Genomic DNA, 23,484 nt, shown 5'->3' with positions numbered 1-23,484 from the left:
TTACGCTGATGAACGTCTCGCTGCGTGCGGGAATTCCGCCGTTTTACGTGATGGACGTGTGGCTGGCGGCCGCTGAGCGTCAGCGCGGCCATGGCGACCTGGTCAACCTGTCGGCCGGCCAGCCGAGCGCGGGGGCACCCGCGGCGGTTCGGGCAGCTGCCAAGGACGCGCTGGACAACACCGTGCTGGGATACACTGTGGCCCTTGGCATCCCGGAGCTGCGGGAAGCCATCGCGGGCGCCTACCGCAGCCGGTACGGGCTCACCGTGGATCCCGACGACGTGGTGATCACCACCGGTTCGTCGGGCGGCTTCCTGTTGGCCTTCCTGGCCTGCTTCGACGTCGGTGACCGGGTGGCGATCGCGAGCCCGGGTTATCCCTGCTATCGCAACATCCTTTCGGCGTTGGGCTGTGAAGTCGTCGAGCTGGCGTGCGGACCGGAGACCCGGTTCCAGCCCACCGCGCAGATGCTCGCCGCGCTGGATCCACCGGTGCAGGGCGTCATCGTCGCCAGCCCCGCCAACCCGACCGGAACGGTGATCCCGCCCGAAGAGCTCGCCGCGATCGCGTCGTGGTGTGCGTCGTCTGGGGTGCGGCTCATCAGCGACGAGGTGTACCACGGGTTGGTCTACGAGGGCGCGCCCGCGACCAGCTGCGCCTGGGAGACGTCACGGGATGCCGTCGTGGTGAACAGCTTTTCGAAGTACTTCGCGATGACCGGATGGCGGCTCGGCTGGCTGCTGGTGCCCAAGGAACTGCAGCGCGCGGTCGACTGTTTGACCGGCAACTTCACCATCTGCCCGCCGGCGCTGGCTCAGGTGGCCGCCGTCGCGGCGTTCACGCCGGAGTCGATCGCCGAAGCCGATGCGCTGCTGGACCACTACGCCGCCAACCGGCGCCTGCTGCTCGACGGGCTACGAAGCCTCGGTATCGACCGGCTGGCCCCGACCGACGGCGCGTTCTATGTATACGCCGACGTCTCGCATCTGACCACCGACTCGCTGTCGTTCTGCTCGAAGTTGTTGAACGACACCGGTGTTGCCATCGCTCCAGGAATTGACTTCGACCCGGCACGCGGCGGCTCGTTCGTCCGGCTGTCGTTCGCCGGCCCGACGAGTGATATCGAAGAGGCATTGCGGCGCATCGGCGCTTGGCTGAAGTAGCACCCCGCCCCCAGGTCAATCGGTGGATTCTGCTCCGCGCCGATCCCCTGAAGCACATGGCCGAGCGTTAGAAATCCTCCGAACTCAGACTTCGCGCTGGGATGAGCTACCTCGTCGCCGGGGCTGTGAGTGCGTCGTTTAGCCACGTGCACAACTTATGACCGCGCCGATGCATAGCCGTTATGGCGGCTTGCTGGAGTCGCGTAACGGCATTCATAGGACAGCCCAATTCAGGAGAGGCCCTACAGTCGAAGCTGACCAACTATTTCTATCCCCAGCAGAAACTCGCTTGCAAAGTCCGCACGGGCGCCAGAGTCTCCAAGCAACACGACCGGCCAGGACCCCGTTTCATCGTGTGATCGATCACCCCACCGTGGCCGTTGAACGCATCGTCGCGATGACCCGGACCTACTTGTTGATCAATCCCGCCGCCACCCAGCGCCAGATCCGAGCCCTAAGCGCCCAGTTGGTCACCATCACCACCAGCAAGGCTGCACCCGGCACCACAATTCGGTCAACAAGCGCGCACGCTTACGTAAGGCAACAAATACCCCTGCGCGCGCATCTTGACATCAGGCAACAGGCCGACACGAACGCCCGTGCGCGGCGTAGGAGCGTTAGCGCTTGATGCCCGCGTACCAGTCCAGCAGTGCGGGGTCGTCGACGGCGCTGCGCTCGACCACCTTCGCCGGGTCGGCCCCGCCGAACAGCTTCTTGATCGGCACCTCGAGCTTCTTGCCGGTGCGGGTGTGCGGCACCCCGGGGGCGGCGATGATCTCGTCGGGGACATGCCGCGGCGACACCTCGGTGCGGATCGCGGTGTTGATCCGGTCACGCAACTCGTCGGTGAGTTCCGCGCCGTCGGCCAGCACCACGAACAACGGCATCCAGTACCCGCCGTCGGATTGCTCGACCCCGATCACCAACGCCTCGGCGACCTCCGGAATCCGCTCGACCACCTGGTAGATGTCGGCACTGCCCATCCTGATGCCATGCCGGTTCAGCGTGGAGTCCGACCGGCCGTGCACGATGATGCTGCCGCGCTCGGTGATGGTGATCCAGTCGCCGTGCCGCCACACACCGGGGAACATGTCGAAATACGCGCTGCGGTACCGCGATCCGTCGGGATCGTTCCAGAACCCGACCGGCATCGACGGCATCGGTTTGGTGATCACCAGCTCGCCGACCTCGCCGCGCACCGGGTTGCCCGACTCGTCCCAGGCGTCCAGCGCACACCCGAGGTACGGCGCGGACAACTCCCCCGGCCAGACCGGCACGGTGGGCACCCCGCCGATGAACGCCGAGACCACGTCGGTGCCGCCGCTTATCGAGGACACCTGGACGCGCTCACCGACGTTGTCGCGCAACCACAACGACGTCGACGGCGGCAGTGACGACCCCGTGATCCCGACGGTGCGCAGCGCCGAGAGGTCGTGGTCCGTGCGCGGCACCGCACCCGCCTTCGCGCAGCCGAGCACGTAGCCGGGGCTGGTGCCCAATAGGGTGGCCCGCACCTGCGCGGCGATCTCCCACAGCCGATCCGGGCGCGGCGAGTTGGGGCTGCCGGCGTAGCAGACGGTCGTCGTACCCACCAGCAGCCCGGCGACCAGGAAGTTCCACATCATCCAGCTTGGGCTGGTGTACCAGAAGAAGGTGTCTTCTGCTCCCAGATCACACTGCAGTGCAACGGCTTTCAAATGCTCCAGCACGACCCCGCCGTGACCGTGCACAATGCCCTTCGGCAGCCCGGTCGTCCCCGACGAGAACAGGATCCACAGCGGGTGATCGAAGTCCACAGCCGTGGTGGCCAGTGCGTTCGCGTCGGCCGAGCGGTCCAACTCGCCGGCCATCACGGTGGCCCGCAGCGAGGGCAGGCCCGCCTGCATGGTCGCGATGTCGGCGCTCTTGTCGTGAAACTTCCCGCCGTAGTGATATCCGTCGGCGGTCACCAGCACGATGGGTTCGAGCTGGCCGAGCCGGTCCAGCGCGGCCTTGGCCGAGTAGTCCTGCCCGCACGCACTCCAGACCGCGCCGATGCTGGCGGTGGCCAGAAACGCGATGATCGCCTCGGGGATGTTCGGCAGGTATCCGACGACCCGGTCGCCGCTGTTGACTCCCAGCTCGCGCAGCCGCTGCGCGAAAGCCGCAGTGCGGCCGAGGAGTTCGGCCCAGCTCACTTCGGTGGTCGAGCCGTCCTCGGTCACATGAAGAATGGCCGGTCGATCGGTGCGCGCGCTGCGGATCACCTGGTCGACATAGTTCAGCTTGGCGCCGGGAAACCACTGCGCCCCAGGCATCGTTTCGGCGGCGAGAACCACCTCGGGTCGGTCGCCGAGCTCGAAGTAGTCCCACAATGCCGCCCAGAACGCGGCCGGGTCGTCGACCGACCACTGCCACAGCGACCGGTAGTCCTCATGGAGCGTTCCGGTGCGGGTCTTCACGAACCGGGCGAAGTCGGTGACCCGCGCCGCGGCGATGTCGTCCTCGGTCGGCGTCCACTGCGCCGTAACGGTGTCGGTCATCGGGCGCTCCACCCCCCGTCCATCGTGTAGGACGCGCCCGTCACCATCGCCGCGTCCGGCGAGGCAAGCCAACCCACCAGCGACGCAACGTCTTCCGGTTCGACCAGCCGTTTGATCGCGCTCTCCTTGAGAAGAATCTCCTCCACCACCTTATCTTCAGGGACCTCGTGTCGACGCGCCTGGTCGGCGATCTGTTTGGTGACCAGCGGCGTGCGCACGTAGCCGGGATCGACACAGTTGCTTGTGACATTTCGCGAGCCGCCTTCCAGGGCAGTTACTTTCGAAAGGCCCTCGAGCCCGTGTTTGGCGGTGACGTAACCGCTCTTGTACTCCGAGGCCCGCAGTCCGTGCACCGACGAGATGTTGATGATCCGCCCGAACTGCTGGCCGTACATGTGCGGCAGCGCGGCGCGGATCAACAGGAACGGCGCCTCGACCATGAGCGCCAGGATGAACCGGAAACGTTCGGGCGGAAAGTCCTCGATCGGGCTGACGTGCTGCACTCCGGCGTTGTTGACCAGGATGTCGGTTTGCAGCCGCAGCCCCTCGAGGGCGGCGACGTCGGAAAGGTCGACGGCCCAGGGTTTTCCGCTGATTTCGTCCGCGACGCTCCGCGCGCCGTCGGCGTCGACGTCGGCGACGGTGACCTGCGCGCCGCGCGCGGCGAGCTCACGTGCGCAGGCGGCGCCGATGCCGCTCGCGCCGCCGGTGACCAGCGCGGTGCGCCCGGCCAGGTCGGTCACAGCCGACCCGCTTTCGCGAGGGCGTCACGGTCGGCCTGATCGAGGGCCTCGAGATCGATGCCGTTGGTTTCCCTGGTGACCAGCGCGGCCACCAGGGTGATCACCGCCGCGCCCGCCAGATACAGGGCGATCGGTACCGCGGAGTCGAACCTGTCCAGCAGCCACGTCGCGATCGCGGGCGCCAGTGAACCGGCGACGATCGCGGTGACCTGATATCCCAGGGAGACGCCGGAGTACCGCATGCGGGTGGGGAACATTTCGGCCATCAGCGCCGGCTGCGGTGAGTACATCAACGCGTGGATCACCAGCCCGGCGATGATGGCGCCCATGATCAGCAGGTAGTTGGCGCTGTTCATCATCGGGAATGCGAAGAAGCCCCAGCAGCCCGCGGCGACGGCGCCGACGATGTACACCGGTCGGCGCCCGAAGCGGTCGGCCAACCGCCCCACTTGCGGGATGACCACGAAGTGCACCGCGTGGGCGGCCAACAGCCACCACAGGATGTCGCTGGTGTCGGCGTGGACGTGGGTCTTGAGGTAGACGATCGAGAACGTGACGACGAGGTAGTACATGATGTTCTCGGCGAAGCGCAGCCCCATCGCGGTGAAAACCCCACGGGGATAACGCTTCAACACCTCGACCACGCCGTAGGACACCGCTTTGGCGCGCTCGACCTCCTGTTGTGCGGCCACGAAGATCGGGGCGTCGGAGACCTTGGTGCGAATGTAGTAGCCGATCCCCACGACGACCGCCGACAGCCAGAACGCGATCCGCCAGCCCCACGACAAGAAGGACGCCTCCGACAGTGCCTGCGTCAGGATCAGCAGCACGACGGTGGCCAGCATGTTGCCGACGGGCACCGCGGCCTGCGGCCAGCTGGCCCAGAACGCGCGCTTGTCGTTGGGGCTGTGCTCGGCGACCAGCAGCACCGCGCCGCCCCACTCGCCGCCGACCGCGAAGCCCTGAAGGAACCGCAGGACGACGAGAAGGATCGGCGCCCACACCCCGATCTGCTCGTAGGTCGGCAGGGACCCCATCAGGAAGGTGACCGCACCGACGAGCAGGATCGCGAACTGGAGCAGCTTCTTGCGGCCGTACTTGTCGCCGAAGTGCCCGAACACCACGCCGCCGAGGGGTCGCGCGACGAACCCGACGGCGTAGGTCAGCAGCGCGGCGATGAGCCCGCTGGCCTCGCTGGTGCCCTCGGCGAAGAACACCTTGTTGAAGACCAGCGTGGCCGCGGTGGCATACAGGAAGAACTCGTACCACTCGACGACGGTGCCCGCCATCGAGGCGACCACGACCCGTTTCAGCCCGGTCGGTATCGGACCGGCCCCGCCGGGTTGCGGCTTCGGTTCGTCCGTGATGCTCATCCGGCGCTCCTCTGATTGTGGCCATGGGCACAGGCCCGCTGTGAGTATTCATGCAGGTTCGTTCCCCCGCAATAGCCAAACCTGCAGTGCCGATCTGCAAAAATGCAGATCATGACGGTGTCGACGGGACGTCCCAGCGCCGACGATTTGCTGGTCTTGCTGGCGGTCGGCCGCTCGGGCCGCTACACCACCGCGGCCGAGGAACTCGGGCTCAACCACACGACCATTTCTCGGCGCATCGCCGCGCTCGAGCAGGCAATCGGCGGGCGGGTGCTGACCCGCGGCGCGGGCGGCTGGGAGCTGACCGACCTCGGCCGCGAGGCGCTGGCGGCGGCCGAGGCGGTCGAATCCGCCGTGCGGTCGCTGAGCGTCGACAGCGGCGGCGAGCGCGCGCTGGAGGGCGTCGTGCGGATCTCGGCGACCGACGGATTTTCGGCGTACATCGCCGCGCCCGCTGCGGCCCGCGTGCAGCGTGAGCACCCCAAGATCGCCGTCGAGATCGTCGCCACCACCCGGCCGGCCACCCAGCAGCGCTCCGGGCTGGACGTCGAGGTGGTGGTCGGGGAACCGAAGGTGCACCGCGCCAAGGCGATTCAACTCGGCGACTACTGCCTCGGCCTGTACGGGGCACGGGACTACCTGCGTGAGCACGGCACCCCGACGAGCATCGCCGACATGTCCCGTTTTCCGCTGGTGTACTTCATCGACGCCATGCTGCAGGTCGACGACCTCGACGTCGCCACCAGCTTCGCCCCCGATATGCGCGAATCCGTCACGTCGACAAACGTTTTCGTGCACGTCGAGGCGACGAGAGCCTCAGCCGGGCTGGGATTGTTGCCGTGCTTCATGGCCGACCGCCACGACGACCTGATCCGGGTGTTGCCCGACGCGGTGGCCGTCCGGTTGACGTACTGGCTGGTCGCCCGTGCCGAGACGTTGCGCAGACCCGAGGTCGCGGCCGTCGTCGACGCCATCCGCTTGCAGATGGCCACGAGCCGCGACGTGCTGCTCGGCCGAGGTTGACCAGCCGAGGGGCTTGCGCTTCGCGGCGCGACTTGCTGCAGTCAATCCATGCCGTTCATCGACCATCCGAAGGGCCGGGCCTACTACCGTCATTGGGACGCGGCCGCGCCTCGTGCCGTCGTGATCTTTCTGCACGGGTTCGGCGAACACACCGGGCTCTACCACCGGTACGGTTTCGCCCTGAACGCGGCGGGAATCGACCTGTGGGCGGTCGACCAATTCGGCCACGGCCTCAGCCCCGGCGAGCGCGGTGACTTCGGCTCGATCGAGGACAGCTCGGCGCTGGCCGACGCGTTGAGCGGGCTGGCCGAGAACCGCCGACCTGGGCTGCCGTTGATCGCGCAGGGCCACTCGTTCGGGTCGGTCGTCACGTTGTTCCGCCTGCTGAACCAGCCCGACCGCTATCGGGCCGGCGTCGTCTCCGGTGCGCCGCTGGTGCCGATCCCCGAGATGCTGGACAGCGACACCTCCGTCGAGCTCGATCCGGCCTGGCTGTCCTCGGACCCCTTCTATCTCGATGCGTTGGAGAACGATCCGCTGGCGTTCGTCGACGCCGACGGCGCGACGCTGACCCGGGAGCTCGACTGGGCATGGGATCGGTTCGGTTCCGAACTGCCGAAACTCGCGGTGCCGACGCTGGCGCTGCACGGTGTCAACGATCCGATCGCCCCGATCGAGCCGGTGCGCGCCTACGCCGAGCAGATCGAGGCGCTGCGGATCGCGGAGTTCGTGGGCGCCCGCCACGACGTCCTCAACGAAACCATGCACGCCGAGGTGGCCGCGACGGTCATCGACTTCATCGGCGAACAGGCGCTAGAGTGACCCGGTGTTCACCAAGGCGTTGATCACCGCGGCGGCGATGGCGGCCGCGGCAGCGCTGTCGGCGGCTCCGGCCGGTGCGCAGCCCGGGCCTCCGCCGTGCGAATTGGCGCTGAGCTTCCTGTGCAACGTGATTCCGATGGCGCCGAACCTCGACCACGACGTCGACCTCACCGAGCAGCTGCCGCCGGCAGACCCGAGCGCGCCACCGCCCGAGTCGTTGCCCGTTGCGGACCCCTGTGCCGCGGGCTGTATTTAGAGCCAGGTGTCGTCGGTGGTGGCGGTGAGAAACGCCTCCAGGTCGTCGCGCCACTGTGCCGGCGTGGTCTTGTCGGGCTCGATGCCGGTGTATTGGCCCCGGTAGAACAGCAGCGGCCGCGGCGTGCGGTGCTGCGCGTCCGACAGCGAGTGCACGGCTCCGAACACGACGTAGTGGTCGCCGCCGTCGTGCACCGAGTGCACCGAACAGTCGATGTGGGCCAGCGAGCCCTTGATCATCGGTGAGCCGAGTTCGGAGAGATGCCAGTCGAATCCGGCGAACTTGTCGGGTTCTTTGGAGCCGAACGTCGCCGAGACTTCCTTCTGGTTCTCGTGCAGCACGTTCACGCAGAAGTGACCGCTGGCCTCGATCGCCTGCCACGACCGCGACATCTTGGTCGGACAGAACAGCACCAGCGGCGGGTCGAGCGACAACGCCGCGAACGACTGGCAGGCGAAGCCTACCGGGGTGTCCTCGTGCATGGTGGTGATCACGGTGATGCCCGTGCAGAACTGACCGAGCACACTGCGGAAGGTGCGCGGGTCCAACGACTCTGCGGACACTAGTTCTTGAAGCCGACGCTGAAGTCGTGACCCCACAGGCTGACCGCGGTGCTCTCCCGTGCGATCCAGTCTTGGTCGTCGACTTGCAGTCCTTCACAACCGAATTCGACGTCGAATCCGCCCGGAGTCTTCATGTAGAACGACAGCATCTTGTCGTTGACATGCCGACCTAGCGTCGCCGACATCGGCACCTTACGCCGCAGCGCCCGGTCCAGGCACAGCCCGACGTCGTCGCTGTTTTCCACCTCGACCATCAGATGCACGATGCCGCTTGGTGTTTCGCCAGGCATGAAGGCAAGGCTGTGATGGCGCGGGTTGACACCGAAGAACCGCAGCCAGGCCGGTGGCCCGTCGGCCGGCCGTCCGACCAGCTGCGGCGGCAACCGCATCGAGTCGCGCAGCTTGAACCCGAGCACGTCGCGGTAGAAGTGCAGCGACTCCGCGTCGTCGCGGGTGGTCAGCACCACGTGGCCGAGGCCCTGTTCCTTGGTGACGAACCTGTGGCCGTAGGGGCTCACGACCCGGCGGTGCTCGAGCGCGGCCCCGTGGAACACCTCCAGCGTGTTGCCGGACGGGTCGTCGAAGATGATCATCTCGTCGACGCGGCGATCCGCCAACTGGGCGGCGGTGGCCTCCTTGTACGGGGTGCCTTCGAGGTCGAGGCGGTTGCGGATCTCCTGCAGCCCTGCGGCGTTCGCGGTTTCCCAGCCCGAGCTCTGTAACCGGTCGTGTTCGCCGGGGATGATGACCAGCCGCGCCGGGAAGTCGTCCATCCGCAGGTAAAGCGCGCCCTCTACCTGGCCGCTGCCCTCGACCATGCCGAGCACCTTCAGCCCGTACTCGCGCCACGCGGCGACGTCGGTGGCCTCGATTCGCAGATAGCCCAGTGACCGGATGCTCACGACCCGCCTCCTAGAAAATCCACTGTGAGCTTGTTGAACTCGTCGAACTTCTCCAGCTGGGCCCAGTGTCCGCACTGCCCGAAGACGTGCAACTGCACCCGCGGAATCTGTTTGAGGGCGACCAACGCGCCGTCCAGCGGGTTGACCCGGTCCTCACGACCCCAGATCAGCAGTACCCGCTGACGCAGCTTGTACACCTCGCGCCACATCATGCCGAGCTCGAAATCAGCTCCGGCAAAGGACTTACCCATCGCGCGCGCGGCGGCCAGCGACTCCGGCTGGCTGGCGATGGCGAACCGTTCGTCGACCAGTTCCGGGGTGATGAGGCTCTGGTCGTAGACCATGATGCGAAGAAACTTCTCCATGTTCTCGCGCGTGGGCTCCGCGGTGAACTTGCCGAGCAGTTTGACTCCCTCGGTGGGGTCGGGTGCGAACAGGTTCACGCTCAACCCGCCGGGACCCATCAGCACCAGCCGGCCCGCCCGCTTGGGGTTGTCGAGCGCGAACCGCACCGCGGTGCCACCGCCGAGCGAATTACCCACCAGCGCAGCACGTTCGATGCCGAGGTGGTCGAACAGATCTAACAGCGCGGTGGCGCTGTAGCGGTTGTACTGCTCGTGTTCGGTGTGCTTGTCGGAGTGACCGTAGCCGGGCTGATCGACGGCCAGCACGTGGAAGTGCTTGGCGAGCACGGCGATGTTCCGTCCGAAGTTCGACCAACTCGACGCGCCGGGCCCACCGCCGTGCAGCATCACGACCGTCTGGTCGTTACCGACGCCGGCTTCGTGGTAGTGCAGCCGCATGGGCCGGCCCTTGCCACTCACGTCGGCGAACCGCGACGTCGACTCGAACGTGATCTCCTGCTGTTGGGCAGCTTCGGCCGCGAACGAAGTCATCAGACCATCGTGTCCTGCGGCGGCAGACCGAACTCGTTGTTTCCGAAAATCAGGTACGCCCGTTCCGGGTCGTTGGCCGCGTGCACCCGGCCGGCGTGCGCGTCTCGCCAGAACCGCTGCACCGGGGCGTCGAGGTTCAGCGCGGTAGCACCGGAGGCCTCGAAGAGCCGGTCGATCGAGGCGATCGCGCGCCCGGTCGCCCGCACCTGGTCGCGGCGGGCGCGGGCGCGCAACTCGAACGGGATCGCCCGGCCCGCCTTCAGCAGCTCGTACTCCTCGCCGACGTTGCCGATCAACTGGCGCCACGCGGCGTCGATGTCGCTGGCCGCCTCCGCGATGCGGATCTTGGCGAACGGATCGTCCTTGGCCTTCTCCCCGGCGAACGCCGCGCGCACCCGCTTGCCCTGATGCTCGACGTGCGCGGCGTAGGCACCGTAGGCCATGCCGACGATCGGTGCCGAGATGGTGGTCGGATGCATTGTGCCCCAGGGCATCTTGTACACCGGCGCGGTGTTGGTCTGCAGGCCGCCCGCGGTGTGGTCGTTCATCGCCTTGTAGGACAGGAAGCGGTGCCGCGGCACGAACACGTCTTTGATCTTGAGCGTGTTGCTGCCGGTGCCCTTGAGCCCGACGACATGCCACACGTCGTCGATCTCGTACTCGGTGCGCGGGATCAGGAAGCTGCCGAAGTCGACGGGCTTGCCGTCCTTGATCACCGGGCCGCCGACGAAGGTCCACGTCGCGTGGTCACAGCCAGAGGACCAGTTCCACGACCCGTTGACGATGTAGCCGCCGTCGACCACGGTGCCCGCCCCCATCGGCGCGTACGACGATGAGACCCGGACGCTGGGGTCGTCGCCCCAGACATCCTCCTGGGCCTTCTGGTCGAACAACGAGAGGTGCCAGTTGTGCACGCCGATGATCGATGCGACCCAGCCGGTGGAGCCGCAGGCGCTGGCCAGCCGGCGCACCGCCTCGAAGAACAGCGTCGGGTCGCACTGCGTGCCGCCCCACTGCTCGGGCTGCAGCAGCTTGAAGAAGCCGAGCTCGTCGAGCTCGTCGACCGTCTCGTCGGGTAGCCGACGCAGGTCTTCGGTCTGCTGAGCGCGCTTGGTGATCAACGGCAGCAGGTCGTCGATGCCGGCTAGGACGGCCTCCACGTCACGCTGTTCAATGGATGTCACTGGTTACCTCCCGAGGTAAGGACCTGGCGTTGGGCGTTTGCGCGAGACCAGACCGCTAGAAAGAGATTAGAACACGTTACGATTCATGTCGAGTACGGGGGGTTATCAGCAGGCTGGACCTGCACACATGCATTTCTGTAACCTGTTCTAGTTATGGGCAGTTTTGAGCCTGAGAAGGGTAGAGCGTCGTGACCGATGAGCCGCTCGGTAGCCACGTGCTCGAGCTCGAAGTGGGCGAGGTGGTCGAGGAGACCGCCGACGCGCGGTCGCTGGTGTTCCGGGTTCCCGACGGATCCGAGATTCCCGCCGAGCGGTTGCGCTACGCGCCCGGGCAGTTCCTGACGCTGCGGGTGCCGAGCGAGCGCACCGGCTCGGTGGCGCGCTGCTACTCGCTGTGCAGCTCGCCTTTCACCGGTGACCCGATGACGGTGACCGTCAAACGCACCGCGGACGGCTATGCGTCCAACTGGTTGTGCGACCACGCCCACGCCGGCATGAAGATCCACGTGCTCGCCCCCTCGGGCACCTTCGTGCCCAAGACACTCGACAGCGACTTCCTGCTGCTGGCCGCGGGCAGCGGGATCACCCCGATGCTGTCCATCTGTAAGTCCGCGTTGGCCGAGGGCGGTGGCCGGGTGGTCCTGATCTATGCGAACGAGGACGAGAACTCGGTCATCTTCGGCAAGGTGCTGCGCGAGTTGGTGGCCAAGTATCCCGACCGGCTCACCGTCGTGCACTGGCTGGTCAGCGTGCAGGGGCTGCCGACCGCGTCGGCGCTCGCAGGCCTGGTCGCCCCGTACAAAGCCCACGACACCTACATCTGCGGGCCCGCACCGTTCATGGCCGCGGCCGAGGAAGCGCTCAAGAACGTCGGCGCCGACGACAATCGGATCCACATCGAGGTGTTCAAGTCGTTGGAGTCCGACCCGTTCAAAGCGGTAGTCGTCGACTACTCAGAGGACGACGACAGCGCCGAGGGTCCGGCCACCGCGATCGTCACGCTCGACGGTGAGAAGCACGAGATCACCTGGCCACGCAACGCCAAGCTGCTCGACGTGCTGCTGGACAAGGGCCTTGACGCACCGTTCTCCTGCCGCGAAGGTCATTGCGGCGCCTGCGCGGTGCTCAAGAAGAGCGGTGAGGTCGAAATGGAGGTCAACGACGTGCTCGAGCAGTCCGACCTCGACGAGGGCCTGATCCTGGGCTGCCAGGCCAAGCCGCGGTCGGATTCGGTGGAACTCACCTACGACGAGTAGCCGGCGGGCTAGCATTCGCCGCACCGAAGGGAGAATCGTGAAGCGGTTGCGCGGCTTACTCGGGGCGTTCCCGGCGGCATGGTTGGCGCTCGCGCTCGTCGCACCCGTCCCGACGTCGACGGCAGCGGTCGACACCGCCACCGCATCGATACCCGTCGATGCGGCGACCTCGCTGGAGATGGAAGTCAGCGCCAATTGCATTGCGGCCGAAGGCACATGCTTCTTCGACACCCGCGCCCATCTACGCACGCCGCAAGGCATCATCGGTTTCCCCGGCGACCTGTGGGCGCGCCAGACCACCACGCTGCGCACCATGGATCGCAACGTTTACGTGGACGCGAAATCCGATGCGCCCAACACCCGGATGTTCAAGTCGCTGACCGACATGGAGTTCACCACCATCTACTTCGGCGGTGGACCACCGGAGAAGTTCCGCTTCCACGGGCAGACCTGGCCGGTGGACGCGCGCACCGGCACACCGCGCACCGACGTGCCGCTGATCGTCTGCGCGCACATCCAGGTGGTCTACGCGGGCGTGAACCTCACCTCGCCGGACGCCTGCGCGCAGGCCGCTTTCAGCTGACGTCACCCCCAGGACCCAGGCGGTTTCGAACCGCGGTCCGAGCCCGCTCGAAGGCGGCCGCGTCGCCGTGGAGGATGAACGCCGTATTGGCCGCGACGAGCACCGCGTTGAGCTCGAAGCTCAGTTGAACCGGGTCCACGTCCGGTGGGAGTTCGCCGAGGTCGACCGCCTTGCGGGCGAGCCGCACCAGTAGCTCGATCCAGTCACGGTGCTGGGTGGCGACCGCATCGCGCACCGCGCCGGGCCGGGTGCCGAACTCGGCCGCCGCGGCGGCGAAGAAGCATCCGCCGGGAAACACCCGACGTTCGATGTGTGAGAGAAACGCCTCGCAGGCGGCGCGCAATCGCTGGACCCCCGCCGGCGCTTCGAGGGCCGGGAGCAGCACCTCGGCGATGAAAGTTTCCCGCGCGGATTCGATGGTCGCCAGCTGCAGGTCCACCTTCGAGCCGAAGTGCGCGTACAGGCCGCTCTTGCTCATGCCGATCGCGTCCGCCAGCCCACCGATCGAAAGGCCCTCCAGCCCCTCGACCGTGGCCAGGCGCGCCGCCTCGGCCAGGATCGCCGCCCGCGTCCGCTGTCCCTTCGGCCCCCGCATGTCGGTATTCGCCACGCCCTTGAGCATAAAAGAACGATCGTGCTATAGTCATCTGGCTAAAAGCACGACCGTGCTTTTTTGGTAAAGGCGCTGGTCAGCGGATGGCCACACCGGACGGCATCGTCAAGGGAGACGAGCAAATGACAGCGCAAACCAGGAACTCGATCGTCGGCGAGCGGCAGGAGCCCGTGCGGCGACTCTATGCGGACAGCCCACTCGAGGCGCTCACCCGTAAGGCAGCACGAACCTCGGCCGCGCGAATCCCGCCGAGCGACCCGTTCCACGGCGAGGTCGAGATCGGGACGGGCTATGGCGTATCGCTGCGCTTCGGGCTCGACCGCCACGTGGGAGGGCTGCACGACGCGCCCAACCCGGGCGACCTCCTGTGCGCAGCGCTCGCAGCATGCGCGGACGGATCGATCCGGATGGTCGCCGACCTACTCGGGGTCAGGCTCACCGCGCTCGAGGTGGAGGTCAGTGGTGAACTCGACGTTCGGGGATGTCTCAACATCGACCGCAGCGTCCGGGTCGGCTTCGAGTCGCTAACGTGCACAGTACATCTGGCGGCGGATGAAGCGACCGATCAGAAGCGGCTCGACGCCCTGGTCGCCGCCGCCGAGCGCGCCTGTGTCAACCTCGACACCCTCCGCGGCGGGCTCACGGTCACGATCACCACGGAACAATCCCTGCAGTCCGCGGGCACCGTGGTCAAAACGCACCACGGCGCGGACGCAGAGTTGGTCAGTCCGGTCGAAGCGGCCGCGCGGACGGAGTTCATACCGTGACCGCCATGGCTTACCACACCAGGACGCGCTATATCGCCAGCGGCGCAACGGCAGTCGCGATCTGCGGGCTCGGCGCGCTGTTCAGCTCGGCCTCGGTCGTGGCCGAGGTGCGGCTGACCTCGGCCACGTCGACGGTTCCGCTGTCGCCGACGGAAGACCTGTGGCCGTGGTGGCTGACCGACACACTGGTCGGGCCGAGCGGCGCTGCACCCGCCGCCCTCCCCACGGCGCCGCAGCAGTTCCGCCCGCTCATCGGGCCCGGCGGGTGGTTGATCGGCAACGGGCTGGATGCGCTGGCGATCGACCCGACGTGCACGGCCGACTGCCGCGGCGGCGACGGTGGCCTGCTGTGGGGCGACGGCGGCGACGGGGCGCTCGGCGGTGACGGCGGCAACGCCGGTTTCTTCTTCGGCAACGGTGGCGACGGCGGCGACGGTGAACTCGTCTTTCTGGCTGGTGGCGGGATAGCCGAGGACGCCCTCGACGGCGGAAACGGCGGCAACGCCGGTCTTTTCGGCGATGGCGGTAGCGGCGGCGACGGCAAGGAGACCTTCTACAACACGGCCGGCGACATCATCAACCGCGCCGGCGAAGGAGGCGACGGCGGCGACGCCGGCCTGATCGGCACCGGCGGCAACGGCGGCGCCGGCGGAGCGGACCGCCAGGATCTGCCCGTCGCGATCGACGCTGACGCCGTCGGCGGCGACGGCGGCAATGGTGGCCGAGGTGGCTTCCTGGACGGCGCCGGCGGCTTCGGCGGTGCCGGCGGTCTCGCAGTGTCGCAGGAACGCGACGCCTTAGGCGGCGACGGCGGGGTCGGCGGCGCCGGTGTGGTCGCGCGCCAGGGCGGCACCGGCGGCAACGCGGTCACTTACGGCGACGGAGATGCCACCGGCGGTGACGGCGGCGACGGCGGCACCGGCTTCCTCGACGGGAATGGCGGTAACGGCGGTTTCGGCGGCGACACGGGCGCCATCGGGGACGGAGGTGCCACCGGCGGTAACGGCGGCGACGGCGGCACCGGTGGTGTTTTCGGAGGCACCGGCGGCCGGGGCCGCAATGGCGGCGAGGCGGTTGCCGACCGGGGAAATGTCACCGGCGGCGACGGCGGTGCGGGCGGCAGCGGTGGCACGTTCGGAGGCACGGGCGGCGGGGGCGGTAACGGCGGCGACGCGAGAGGGTTCTTCGGAGCCGCCACCGGCGGCGACGGCGGCGACGGTGGTAACGGCGGCACGTTCGGCGGCGACGGCGGCAACGGCGGTAACGGGGGCAGCGCCTCCGGTAACGCCGCCACCGACAACGGTGCGGGCGGCGCGGGCGGCCAGGGCGGTCAGGGCGGCTCCGACGGCGCCGGCGGAATCGGCGGTCCGTAGCCAAGCAGCCATCGTCTGCCTCCTATCCACCTTCAACCGAAAGGTCGTAGATCATGAACGCACCATTCGCGGTCGGCTCGTCCGTCGCGGCCCTGCTGGTGGCAGGCCTCGTCGTGACGCCTGCGCCGGGTTCCGCGGAACCCAGGCAGGACGACGATGTGACCGAGACGCGCGTCTTCTCGGGCTTCATTCTCCGTTCCCTCTGCCAAGAGGGTGTGGCGAGCGGCAGCGCCGGGTTCTCCTGCACGCTGCCGGACGGCTCGGTCTGGACATGCGTCGCACACGGACCCCATGGCCCCGACCAGTACCTGTGCAAGAGGGAGGGCGCCGCCACCGGCCCGAGCGGACCGGTCGCTCAGCTTCCGAACGTTCCGCCGCCTGTGCAAACCCGTTGAACCCAGCCCCGCGAGCAGACGCGAAATCGCCCAATTCGGCGGGGAATCAGGGGAGTTCGCGTCTGCTCGGCGTAACGAACTAGCGGGGTAGGCCCAGCAGCCGCTCCCCTGCCAAGGTGAGCAGGATCTGCTCGGTGCCCCCGGCGATGGTCAGGCAGCGTGTGTTGAGGAAGTCGTGCACGGTGTTGTTCTCGACGACGCCGCCGCCGTCGGACAGCTCCATCCGCAGCTCGGCCAGCGCCTGGCGGTAGCGCACACCGATCAGCTTGCGTGTGCTGGCCTGGGGGCCCTGGTCCTGACCGCTCACCGCGAGCTCGGCGATCCGCTGGTCCAGCAGCGCGCCCACCTGCGCGGCCACGATCAACGCCCCGAGCCGATCCTGTTCGGCGACATCGAGATTCAGCGTGGCCACCGTCTCGAGCAGTTCCTCCATCGGGTTGTCCAACGCGGTGCCGGCCGCCATCGCGACCCGCTCGTTGGCCAGCGTCGTGCGGGCCAACCGCCAACCGTCGTTCACCTGGCCGACGACCATCTCGTCGGGCACGAAGACCTCGTCGAAGAACACCTCGTTGAACAGCTCGTCGCCGGTGATCTCGCGCAGCGGCCGGATGACGATGCCCGGCGATGTCATGTCGACAAGGAAGTAGGTGATGCCCTTGTGTTTTGGCGCGTCCGGGTCGGTGCGGGCCAGGCAGACTCCCCAGTGCGCCTTCTGCGCCGCCGAGGTCCACACCTTCTGGCCGGTCAACTTCCACCCGGAGCCTTTTGCGCCGCTCGCGGTCGCGCCGTCGGCCCGAACGGCCTTGGTGCGCAACGCAGCCAGGTCGGAGCCGGCGCCCGGCTCGCTGAACAGCTGGCACCAGATCAGTTCTCCGCGCAGCGTGGGAGGCACGAACCGTTCGATCTGCTCCGGGCTGCCGTACTCGAGAATGGTTGGCACGGCCCACCATCCGATCACCAGATCGGGCCGCGCGACGCCGGCCGCCGCGAGCTCCCGGTCGATCAGCAGCTGCTCGGCGGGACCGGCCTCCCGCCCGTAGGGGCGTGGCCAGTGCGGCGCCTGCAGGCCCGCCTCGGCCAGCGCCACCTGACGCTTCTCGACGGGAAGCTTCGCGATTTCGGCGACCGCGGAAGCGATTTCGGGCCGCAGATGGGCCACCGAATCCAGGTCGATGTCCAGCTCGCGGCGCACGCCCGACTGGGTGAGCTCGGTGATGCGCCGCAACCAGCGCTGCGCGCCGCCGAGGAAATGTTCGATGCCGTAGGCGCGGCGCAGATACAGGTGCGCGTCGTGCTCCCAGGTGATGCCGATGCCGCCGAGCACCTGGATGCAGTCCTTGGCGTTGGCCTTGGCCGCGTCGATGCCTGCGGCCGCGGCGACTGCGGCGGCGATCGACAGCTGTTGCCCCTCGGAGTCGGCTGCGGCGGCCCGCGCGGCGTCGCGCGCCGCCACCGATGCCTGCTCGGAACGTAGCAGCATCTCAGCGCACATGTGCTTGACGGCCTGGAAGCTGCCGATCGGCTTGCCGAACTGCTCACGCACCTTCGCGTACTCGGTCGCGGTCTGCAGCGTCCAGCGCGCGATCCCGGCGGCCTCGGCGGCCAGCACCGTCGCGGCCAGATCCGTGACGCGTTGCCGGGACGCGGAGAGCGCCTCGGCCGGGGCCGAGTCCAGCACGACGCGTGCCAGCGGCCGGGAGAAGTCGGTGGCCTTCAGCGGTTCGACCGACACCCCCTGGGCGGTGGCGTCGACCAGAACGAACGCCTCCCCCGCCGGCAGCACCAGCGCGCCGGAGGCGTCGGCGCCCAACACGTACTCGGCGGTGCCCGACACTCGGCCGTCGTCGATCCTCAGGTCGGCCGTCAACGCGACCCCGGCGACCTGCTCACCGGAGGCAAGCGCCTGCAACACATCCGGGTGTTCGGCCACCAGGGTGGCCAACGCGGTGGTGGCGAGCGGGCCGGGCACCAGCGCGGCGGCGGCCTCGTCGACCATCGCGCACAAGTCCTCGACCGTTCCGTCGGCGCCTCCGTGTTCCTCCGGGAGCGCCACGCCGAATATCCCTAGCTGGGCCACGCCGTCGTACACGGGTCGCCAGGCGTCGGCGTTGCCGCGTTCGACGTCGCGCGCGGCCTGGATGGCACCCGACCCCGCAGCCCAGCTCTGGACCAGTTCACGCACGGCAAGCTGCTCGTCAGCAACGGGCTGTTTGGACGACACCGACACCGAGACTCCTAGCGTTTGGGCGAGAAGGCGGTGCTCCTCACTAGAACGTGTTCTAATAGTGCCAGCGGTCGACCGTCAAGTCGACCGCCATTACAGCAGGACCACGTCGGTGTCACTCCGGTGCCGAGGTGAGAAAATGAGGATCGGCATGCGTATCGTTTTTGGCGAGCGCGAAAGATGAAGGAGCTGACCACCGCATGTCCGGCCCGCCGCAGCCCGCACGAACCAGTCCGGATACAGGGTCGGGTTCGCGGCCGCGGCAGGTGATGAACGTGGCCGTGCTCACCGAGTCCGAACTCGGTTCCGAAGCCCAACGGGAGCGCCGCAAGCGCATCCTCGACGCCACCCTGGCCATCGCGTCCAAGGGCGGCTACGAGGCGGTTCAGATGCGTGCGGTCGCCGAACGCGCCGACGTCGCGGTCGGAACCCTCTACCGCTACTTCCCGTCGAAGGTGCATCTGCTGGTGTCGGCGCTTGGCCGCGAGTTCGAGCGCATCGACGCCAAGACCGACCGCGCAGCGATGTCCGGGGGCACGCCGTATCAGCGGCTGAATTTCATGGTGAGCAAGCTCAACCGCGCGATGCAGCGCAACCCGCTGCTGACCGAGGCGATGACACGGGCCTTCGTGTTCGCCGACGCGTCGGCAGCCGGTGAGGTCGATCACGTCGGCAAGCTGATGGATTCGATGTTCGCGCGTGCCATGGCCGACGGCGAACCAACCGAGGACCAGTACCACATCGCGCGGGTGATCTCGGATGTGTGGCTGTCGAACCTGTTGGCCTGGCTGACCCGGCGGGCGTCGGCCACCGACGTCAGCAAGCGTCTGGACCTCGCCGTGCGACTGCTCATCGGCGACGGCGAGCACCCTAAGATCTAGGGGTGCTTCCGGCCGATCTGCAGCGTGCGCTCACCTCGGTCGCCGCGGTGCCGCGACTGCTGGTCGCATCCGACTTCGACGGCACCATGGCACCGATCGTGGCCAATCCGGCCGACGCCCGCCCGCTGGCCGCGGCCACCGACGCCCTGGCCCAACTCGCCGACCTGCCCGACACCGCCGCGGCGGTGATCTCCGGCCGTGCGCTGGAGGTGCTGCGTTCATTGTCGGGGTTTTCGCAGGCGCCGCCGCGATTGCATCTGGTCGGCAGCCACGGCGCGGAGTTCACGTCCGGCTTCGCCCACGACATCGACCGCGATCTGTTGGAGCGCATCACCGCCGAACTGCGGGCGATCGCCGCCGATCGGCCCGGTGTCACCGTGGAAACCAAACCGGCCAGCGTCGCGCTGCATGTCCGCAACGCCTCAGCGGCGGACGGGGAGGCGGCGTTGGCGGAGGCGCGCGCGGCCGCCGACTCGTGGGACGCGCAGCTTACCGAGGGTAAGGCGGTGCTGGAGTTCGCGGTGATCCAGACCGACAAGGGGCTGGCCCTCGACATCCTGCGTCAGCAGGAAAACGCTTCGGCGGTGGTATTTTTCGGCGATGACGTGACCGACGAGAAGGTGTTTCGGCGGCTGCGGGGCGGCTCTGATGTGACCGTGAAGGTCGGGCCCGGGGAGTCGCTCGCGGAGTATCGCGTCGATACGCCGGAGGATGTCGCCGAAGCGCTGCAGTACCTCCTCGACGCCCGCCGCGCCGCGTAATTTTCGCCCAAAGGGACAAACGGGCGGGAAAGTTCGAGTAAAACTCGCCATTTCGTCGACCTCGGCGCTCGGCACCGTCGATCTCGGCACCGAGAAAAGGGGTCGACGCCGGCCCGCGCCGCCGCAATACTGACGCGAATGCTCACCCCCGACGACCTCTCCGCACGCACCGCTCGGGCGGTGTCGGCCGCCACAGCGGCCGGCGCCGAGTTGGGACTGCAAGTCGACGACGCCCGCGTGCTGCACGACATGTTCTCCGTCGTCGTGCACCTGGCGCCGGCGCCGGTGGTGGCACGGGTGCCGACCGTGCTGCCGCCGTCGTACCAGAACACACCGGACGTCCAGGCGGCCCAGCAGCGCGCCGAACTCGCGGTGGCGAGCCGGCTCGCCGAACAAGGTCATCCGGTGGTCCCGCCCAGCCCGCTCCTGCCCGCCGAACCCGTTCGCCGCGACGGCTTTTCGATGACGTTCTGGCAGTTCGTCGAAACGGTGTCCGACGCCGAACCGAGCATGTCCGAACGCCTCGAACAGACCGCCCGGCTGCACGCGGCGCTGCGCGACTACGACAGCAGCGACCTCCGATTCTGGGCCCCCTTCGCCAACATCCCCGACGGGCTGGCGGCGCTGCAGGGCCGCGACGACCTGCTGCCGGCGTCGGATCTGGCTCGCGCCCAACGGGAATGGACGGTGATCGCGCCGGTGCTCACGTCACGCGGGGCATTCGAAGCCCATTTTCCCGACGTCGAGCTACAGGTCATCCACGGTGACGCGCCCTACTACAACATGCTCACCACCAGCCGCGGCGAGCTGTGGTCGGACTTCGAGATGGTCACGGTGGGCGCCGTCGAATCCGATCTGGCGCTGCTCGGACCCGACGACGTCGCCACCTACAACGAGGCCGTCACCGCGCTCGGCTTGCGCCCGGTCGACCAGCGGGTGTTTCGGGTCACCGAGGCGGGAGCGCGGTTGGCCGTCGTCGCCGCCCTGGCGATGGCGCCGGAACTGCCGCCGCTGCAGGACGCCGTGGCGCCGATGATCGAGACGCTGCGCACCACCCCGGAACTGCACGAACTTTAGGCGGGCGGTCCGCTGGTGCGGCCCCGCACCACCTCGGTGTCGAGCAGCTCGACGACCGGCAGCCCCGACCGCGGCGGACGGTGTAGCAGCTGCCCGGCACGCCGGCCCTTCTCGAGGCTGGGCTGCACCACGGTCGTCAGGCCCCGCCGCAGCGCCTCCGGCACCCCGTCGAAACCGGTCACGGTCATCTGGCCCGGCACGTAGACGCCGTTGGCCCGCAAGTAGTCCATCGCCGAAAGCGCCAGCACATCGGCCGTGCACATCAGCGCGGTCACCCGCGGGTTGGCCTCCAGCGCCACCTCCGCGGCCGCCCCGCCCGACGTCGGCAGGTGCTCATAGCTCTCCACCACCGTCAGCGACGCCGGGTCCAGCCCGGCCGCGGCCATCGCGTCGTACACCCCCTGGATGCGCTCCCGCTGGACGTGGAAGTGCGGCATCCCCAGCCGCGCCGGGTCGGCCACCGTCGGCCGTGGGCCGGCATACGGCCAGTCCCGGTCCAGCCGCATCGTCAACAACGCGATCTCGGTATGGCCAAGGCCCACAATGTATTCGGCGAGCCGACGCATTGCGTCGCGGTCGTCGATACCGACCCGCGACAAGCCGGGCACATCCTTGGGCTGATCCACCACCACCACCGGCAGGTGCCGTTGCTGCACGACGGGCAAGTACGGGTCGTCGTCGGACGCCGAGTACACCACGAAGCCGTCGACGCCCGCGGCCAGCACCCCCGCCGACCCTTCGCTGACGGTGCGATTCGGTCCGATCGCCACCAACAGCAAACCCTGCCCGGCCTCCTCGCAGGACTCCGCGAGCCCCGCGACGAAGTCCAGCGCGGCGGGATCGCTGAACGAGTAGTTGAGCGGCTCGGTGATCATCAGGCCGACGGCGCCGGCCTTGCGGGTCCGCAAGGACCGCGCCACCGGGTCCGGGCCGGGATAGCCCATCCGCTTGGCCGTGGCGAGCACCCGCTCGCGCAGGTCCGCCGACAGCTGGTCAGGGCGGTTGTAGGCGTTGGAGATCGTGGTGCGCGAGACCTTGAGCTCGGCGGCCAGCGAGGCCAGGGTCGCACGCCGCCTGGGCGTGGGACTCCTCGACATCTTCTGGACGTTAGCCCATCGACTTGCGCGTACCGGGCTACCGTGCATTAGAGTTTTTGGAAACGGTTTTCATTGTTATCTAGCTGCAAGGGGAGTGCGCATGCGTGCAGGTTGGGCCGCCGTCGTGGCGGTGGCGGCGACGGCCGGGCTGGTCGGATGCAGCCAGCAAAGCGCATCTCCCCATGAGCACGACGGCGCCGTGACCGTCGTGGCCTCCACCGACGTGTGGGGCAGCGTCGCCGACGCCGTCGTCGGCGACCACGCGTCGGTCACCTCCATCGTCAACGGCACCGTCGCCGACCCGCACTCGTTTCAGGCCACCCCCGCCGACGCCGCCGCGATCACCGATGCATCGCTGGTGGTCTACAACGGCGGCCACTACGACCAGTGGGTGCAGGACGTGCTGGCCAACCATCCCGACGTGGCGGCCGTCGACGCGTACTCGCTGCGCCCCGATCCGCAGGGCTCGGCGAACGAACACGTCTTCTACGATCCCGCCACCGCCAAGGCCGTCGCCGCGGAGATCGCCGACCGGTTGGCCGAGGCCGACCCCGACCACGCCGATGCCTACCGCGCCAACGCCGCCACGTTCGGCGCCGGCGCCGACGAAGTCCTTGCGATCGAGCGAGCCATCGCCCAGGCCCACCCGGGAGCGGCAGTGGTGGCCACCGAGCCCGTCGCGCATTACCTGCTCGCCAACGCGGGCATCACCGACAACACCCCCGGGGGGTTCACCAACGCGGTCGAGGAGGACGCCGACCCGTCACCGGCCGACCTGGCGATGATGCTCGACCTGATCGAGGACCGCGAAGTCTCGGCGGTGCTGTTCAATCCGCAGACCGAGACCGGGGTGACCAGGCAGCTGCGCGAGGCGGCGACCCGCGCCGGGGTTCCTGTCGTCACGGTCACCGAAACCCTCCCCGAGGGCACCGACTACCTGAGCTGGCAGCGTCAGACCGCCGAACAGCTCGCCGCCCAACTGGATACCGCCGCAAAGGCGGGCCGATAGC

At 68.2% G+C, this 23,484-nt stretch carries 23 protein-coding genes; 13 read left to right on the top strand and 10 right to left on the bottom strand.

What is annotated here, in order from left to right:
• The first annotated feature begins 8 nt into the window (after positions 1-8).
• Positions 9-1,163 (top strand): pyridoxal phosphate-dependent aminotransferase, encoded by a 1,155-nt coding sequence (locus tag G6N28_RS14185; protein WP_163901246.1) that lies wholly within the window; start codon positions 9-11, stop codon positions 1,161-1,163.
• 617 nt (positions 1,164-1,780) lie between these two features.
• Here the strand turns inward: G6N28_RS14185 and G6N28_RS14180 are convergent.
• From G6N28_RS14180 to G6N28_RS14170, 3 genes are read right to left on the bottom strand one after another with little or no spacing between them, the layout of a single operon-like run.
• Positions 1,781-3,685, bottom strand: a complete 1,905-nt coding sequence (locus tag G6N28_RS14180) for an acetoacetate--CoA ligase (RefSeq protein ID WP_163901245.1) — start codon at positions 3,683-3,685, stop codon at positions 1,781-1,783.
• Positions 3,682-4,428: a 3-hydroxybutyrate dehydrogenase gene (locus tag G6N28_RS14175; protein ID WP_163901244.1), complete on the bottom strand. Its 747-nt coding sequence runs from the start codon at positions 4,426-4,428 to the stop codon at positions 3,682-3,684. The genes G6N28_RS14180 and G6N28_RS14175 overlap by 4 nt, the downstream gene beginning before the upstream one ends.
• Positions 4,425-5,801, bottom strand: a complete 1,377-nt coding sequence (locus G6N28_RS14170) for an MFS transporter (RefSeq protein WP_163901243.1) — start codon at positions 5,799-5,801, stop codon at positions 4,425-4,427. Before G6N28_RS14170 ends, G6N28_RS14175 begins: the two co-directional genes overlap by 4 nt.
• 111 nt (positions 5,802-5,912) lie before the next feature.
• On the opposite strand from G6N28_RS14170, the gene G6N28_RS14165 reads away from it, so the two are divergent.
• The 3 genes from G6N28_RS14165 to G6N28_RS14155 are packed head-to-tail and all read left to right on the top strand — an operon-like array spanning position 5,913 to position 7,902.
• Positions 5,913-6,824: a LysR family transcriptional regulator gene (locus G6N28_RS14165; RefSeq protein ID WP_163901241.1), complete on the top strand. Its 912-nt coding sequence runs from the start codon at positions 5,913-5,915 to the stop codon at positions 6,822-6,824.
• 48 nt (positions 6,825-6,872) lie between these two features.
• Positions 6,873-7,646: an alpha/beta fold hydrolase gene (locus G6N28_RS14160; RefSeq protein WP_163901239.1), complete on the top strand. Its 774-nt coding sequence runs from the start codon at positions 6,873-6,875 to the stop codon at positions 7,644-7,646.
• A 4-nt stretch (positions 7,647-7,650) separates the two neighbouring features.
• Entirely contained in the window at positions 7,651-7,902 is a 252-nt protein-coding gene (locus G6N28_RS14155) for a fibronectin-binding protein (protein ID WP_235674569.1), read from the top strand.
• Here the strand turns inward: G6N28_RS14155 and hsaB are convergent.
• From hsaB to hsaA, 4 genes are read right to left on the bottom strand one after another with little or no spacing between them, the layout of a single operon-like run.
• Positions 7,899-8,465 (bottom strand): 3-hydroxy-9,10-secoandrosta-1,3,5(10)-triene-9,17-dione monooxygenase reductase subunit, encoded by a 567-nt coding sequence (hsaB, locus tag G6N28_RS14150; protein ID WP_163901237.1) that lies wholly within the window; start codon positions 8,463-8,465, stop codon positions 7,899-7,901. The genes G6N28_RS14155 and hsaB overlap by 4 nt on opposite strands.
• Complete coding sequence (gene hsaC, locus G6N28_RS14145; protein ID WP_163901235.1) at positions 8,465-9,367, bottom strand: iron-dependent extradiol dioxygenase HsaC; 903 nt, start codon at positions 9,365-9,367, stop codon at positions 8,465-8,467. The genes hsaB and hsaC overlap by 1 nt, the downstream gene beginning before the upstream one ends.
• The gene (hsaD, locus tag G6N28_RS14140; protein WP_163901233.1) at positions 9,364-10,263 is read right to left on the bottom strand and encodes a 4,5:9,10-diseco-3-hydroxy-5,9,17-trioxoandrosta-1(10),2-diene-4-oate hydrolase; all 900 of its coding nucleotides are present in this window, start codon (positions 10,261-10,263) and stop codon (positions 9,364-9,366) included. The genes hsaC and hsaD overlap by 4 nt, the downstream gene beginning before the upstream one ends.
• The gene (gene hsaA / locus G6N28_RS14135; protein ID WP_163901231.1) at positions 10,263-11,447 is read right to left on the bottom strand and encodes a 3-hydroxy-9,10-secoandrosta-1,3,5(10)-triene-9,17-dione monooxygenase oxygenase subunit; all 1,185 of its coding nucleotides are present in this window, start codon (positions 11,445-11,447) and stop codon (positions 10,263-10,265) included. The genes hsaD and hsaA overlap by 1 nt, the downstream gene beginning before the upstream one ends.
• Before the next feature lie 188 nt (positions 11,448-11,635).
• On the opposite strand from hsaA, the gene G6N28_RS14130 reads away from it, so the two are divergent.
• Positions 11,636-12,703, top strand: coding sequence for a ferredoxin--NADP reductase (locus G6N28_RS14130; protein ID WP_163901229.1), 1,068 nt, complete (start codon positions 11,636-11,638; stop codon positions 12,701-12,703).
• A 34-nt stretch (positions 12,704-12,737) separates the two neighbouring features.
• Positions 12,738-13,286: a hypothetical protein gene (locus G6N28_RS14125; RefSeq protein ID WP_407665014.1), complete on the top strand. Its 549-nt coding sequence runs from the start codon at positions 12,738-12,740 to the stop codon at positions 13,284-13,286.
• Here G6N28_RS14125 and G6N28_RS14120 read toward each other — a convergent pair.
• On the bottom strand, positions 13,279-13,896 hold the full coding sequence (locus G6N28_RS14120; protein WP_235674568.1) for a TetR/AcrR family transcriptional regulator: 618 nt from the start codon (positions 13,894-13,896) through the stop codon (positions 13,279-13,281). The two genes, G6N28_RS14125 and G6N28_RS14120, sit on opposite strands and share 8 nt — an antisense overlap.
• Before the next feature lie 86 nt (positions 13,897-13,982).
• On the opposite strand from G6N28_RS14120, the gene G6N28_RS14115 reads away from it, so the two are divergent.
• The 3 genes from G6N28_RS14115 to G6N28_RS14105 are packed head-to-tail and all read left to right on the top strand — an operon-like array spanning position 13,983 to position 16,434.
• The gene (locus G6N28_RS14115) at positions 13,983-14,666 is read left to right on the top strand and encodes an OsmC family protein (RefSeq protein WP_163901225.1); all 684 of its coding nucleotides are present in this window, start codon (positions 13,983-13,985) and stop codon (positions 14,664-14,666) included.
• A 5-nt stretch (positions 14,667-14,671) separates the two neighbouring features.
• Positions 14,672-16,039, top strand: coding sequence for a hypothetical protein (locus G6N28_RS14110; protein ID WP_220097459.1), 1,368 nt, complete (start codon positions 14,672-14,674; stop codon positions 16,037-16,039).
• 53 nt (positions 16,040-16,092) lie between these two features.
• A complete protein-coding gene (locus tag G6N28_RS14105) occupies positions 16,093-16,434 on the top strand; it encodes a hypothetical protein (RefSeq protein ID WP_163901221.1) in 342 nt (113 codons plus the stop codon).
• Between the two features lie 79 nt (positions 16,435-16,513).
• Here the strand turns inward: G6N28_RS14105 and G6N28_RS14100 are convergent, their stop codons facing one another.
• Positions 16,514-18,661 carry an acyl-CoA dehydrogenase family protein gene (locus tag G6N28_RS14100; protein ID WP_163901220.1) on the bottom strand — a complete coding sequence of 716 codons (2,148 nt, stop codon included), beginning with the start codon at positions 18,659-18,661 and terminating at the stop codon, positions 16,514-16,516.
• 197 nt (positions 18,662-18,858) lie between these two features.
• Here G6N28_RS14100 and kstR point away from each other — a divergent pair, with 197 nt between their 5' ends.
• From kstR to G6N28_RS14085, 3 genes are all read left to right on the top strand, one after another.
• Entirely contained in the window at positions 18,859-19,539 is a 681-nt protein-coding gene (gene kstR, locus G6N28_RS14095; RefSeq protein WP_163901218.1) for a cholesterol catabolism transcriptional regulator KstR, read from the top strand.
• A gap of 2 nt (positions 19,540-19,541) precedes the next feature.
• Complete coding sequence (gene otsB, locus G6N28_RS14090) at positions 19,542-20,300, top strand: trehalose-phosphatase (protein WP_163901215.1); 759 nt, start codon at positions 19,542-19,544, stop codon at positions 20,298-20,300.
• Between the two features lie 138 nt (positions 20,301-20,438).
• On the top strand, positions 20,439-21,377 hold the full coding sequence (locus G6N28_RS14085) for an aminoglycoside phosphotransferase/kinase family protein (RefSeq protein WP_163901213.1): 939 nt from the start codon (positions 20,439-20,441) through the stop codon (positions 21,375-21,377).
• On the opposite strand, the gene G6N28_RS14080 is transcribed toward G6N28_RS14085, so the two are convergent.
• Complete coding sequence (locus G6N28_RS14080) at positions 21,374-22,474, bottom strand: Rv3575c family transcriptional regulator (protein ID WP_163901211.1); 1,101 nt, start codon at positions 22,472-22,474, stop codon at positions 21,374-21,376. The genes G6N28_RS14085 and G6N28_RS14080 overlap by 4 nt on opposite strands.
• A 100-nt stretch (positions 22,475-22,574) precedes the next feature.
• On the opposite strand from G6N28_RS14080, the gene G6N28_RS14075 reads away from it, so the two are divergent.
• On the top strand, positions 22,575-23,483 hold the full coding sequence (locus G6N28_RS14075) for a metal ABC transporter solute-binding protein, Zn/Mn family (RefSeq protein ID WP_163901209.1): 909 nt from the start codon (positions 22,575-22,577) through the stop codon (positions 23,481-23,483).
• Position 23,484: the final 1 nt, after the last annotated feature.

Origin of the sequence: Mycolicibacterium pulveris (genome assembly GCF_010725725.1) — a bacterium.
GTDB classification, from domain to species: domain Bacteria; phylum Actinomycetota; class Actinomycetes; order Mycobacteriales; family Mycobacteriaceae; genus Mycobacterium; species Mycobacterium pulveris.
The sequence above is the reverse complement of the archived record's forward strand: the minus strand, read 5'-3'. Positions and strand labels throughout refer to the sequence as shown.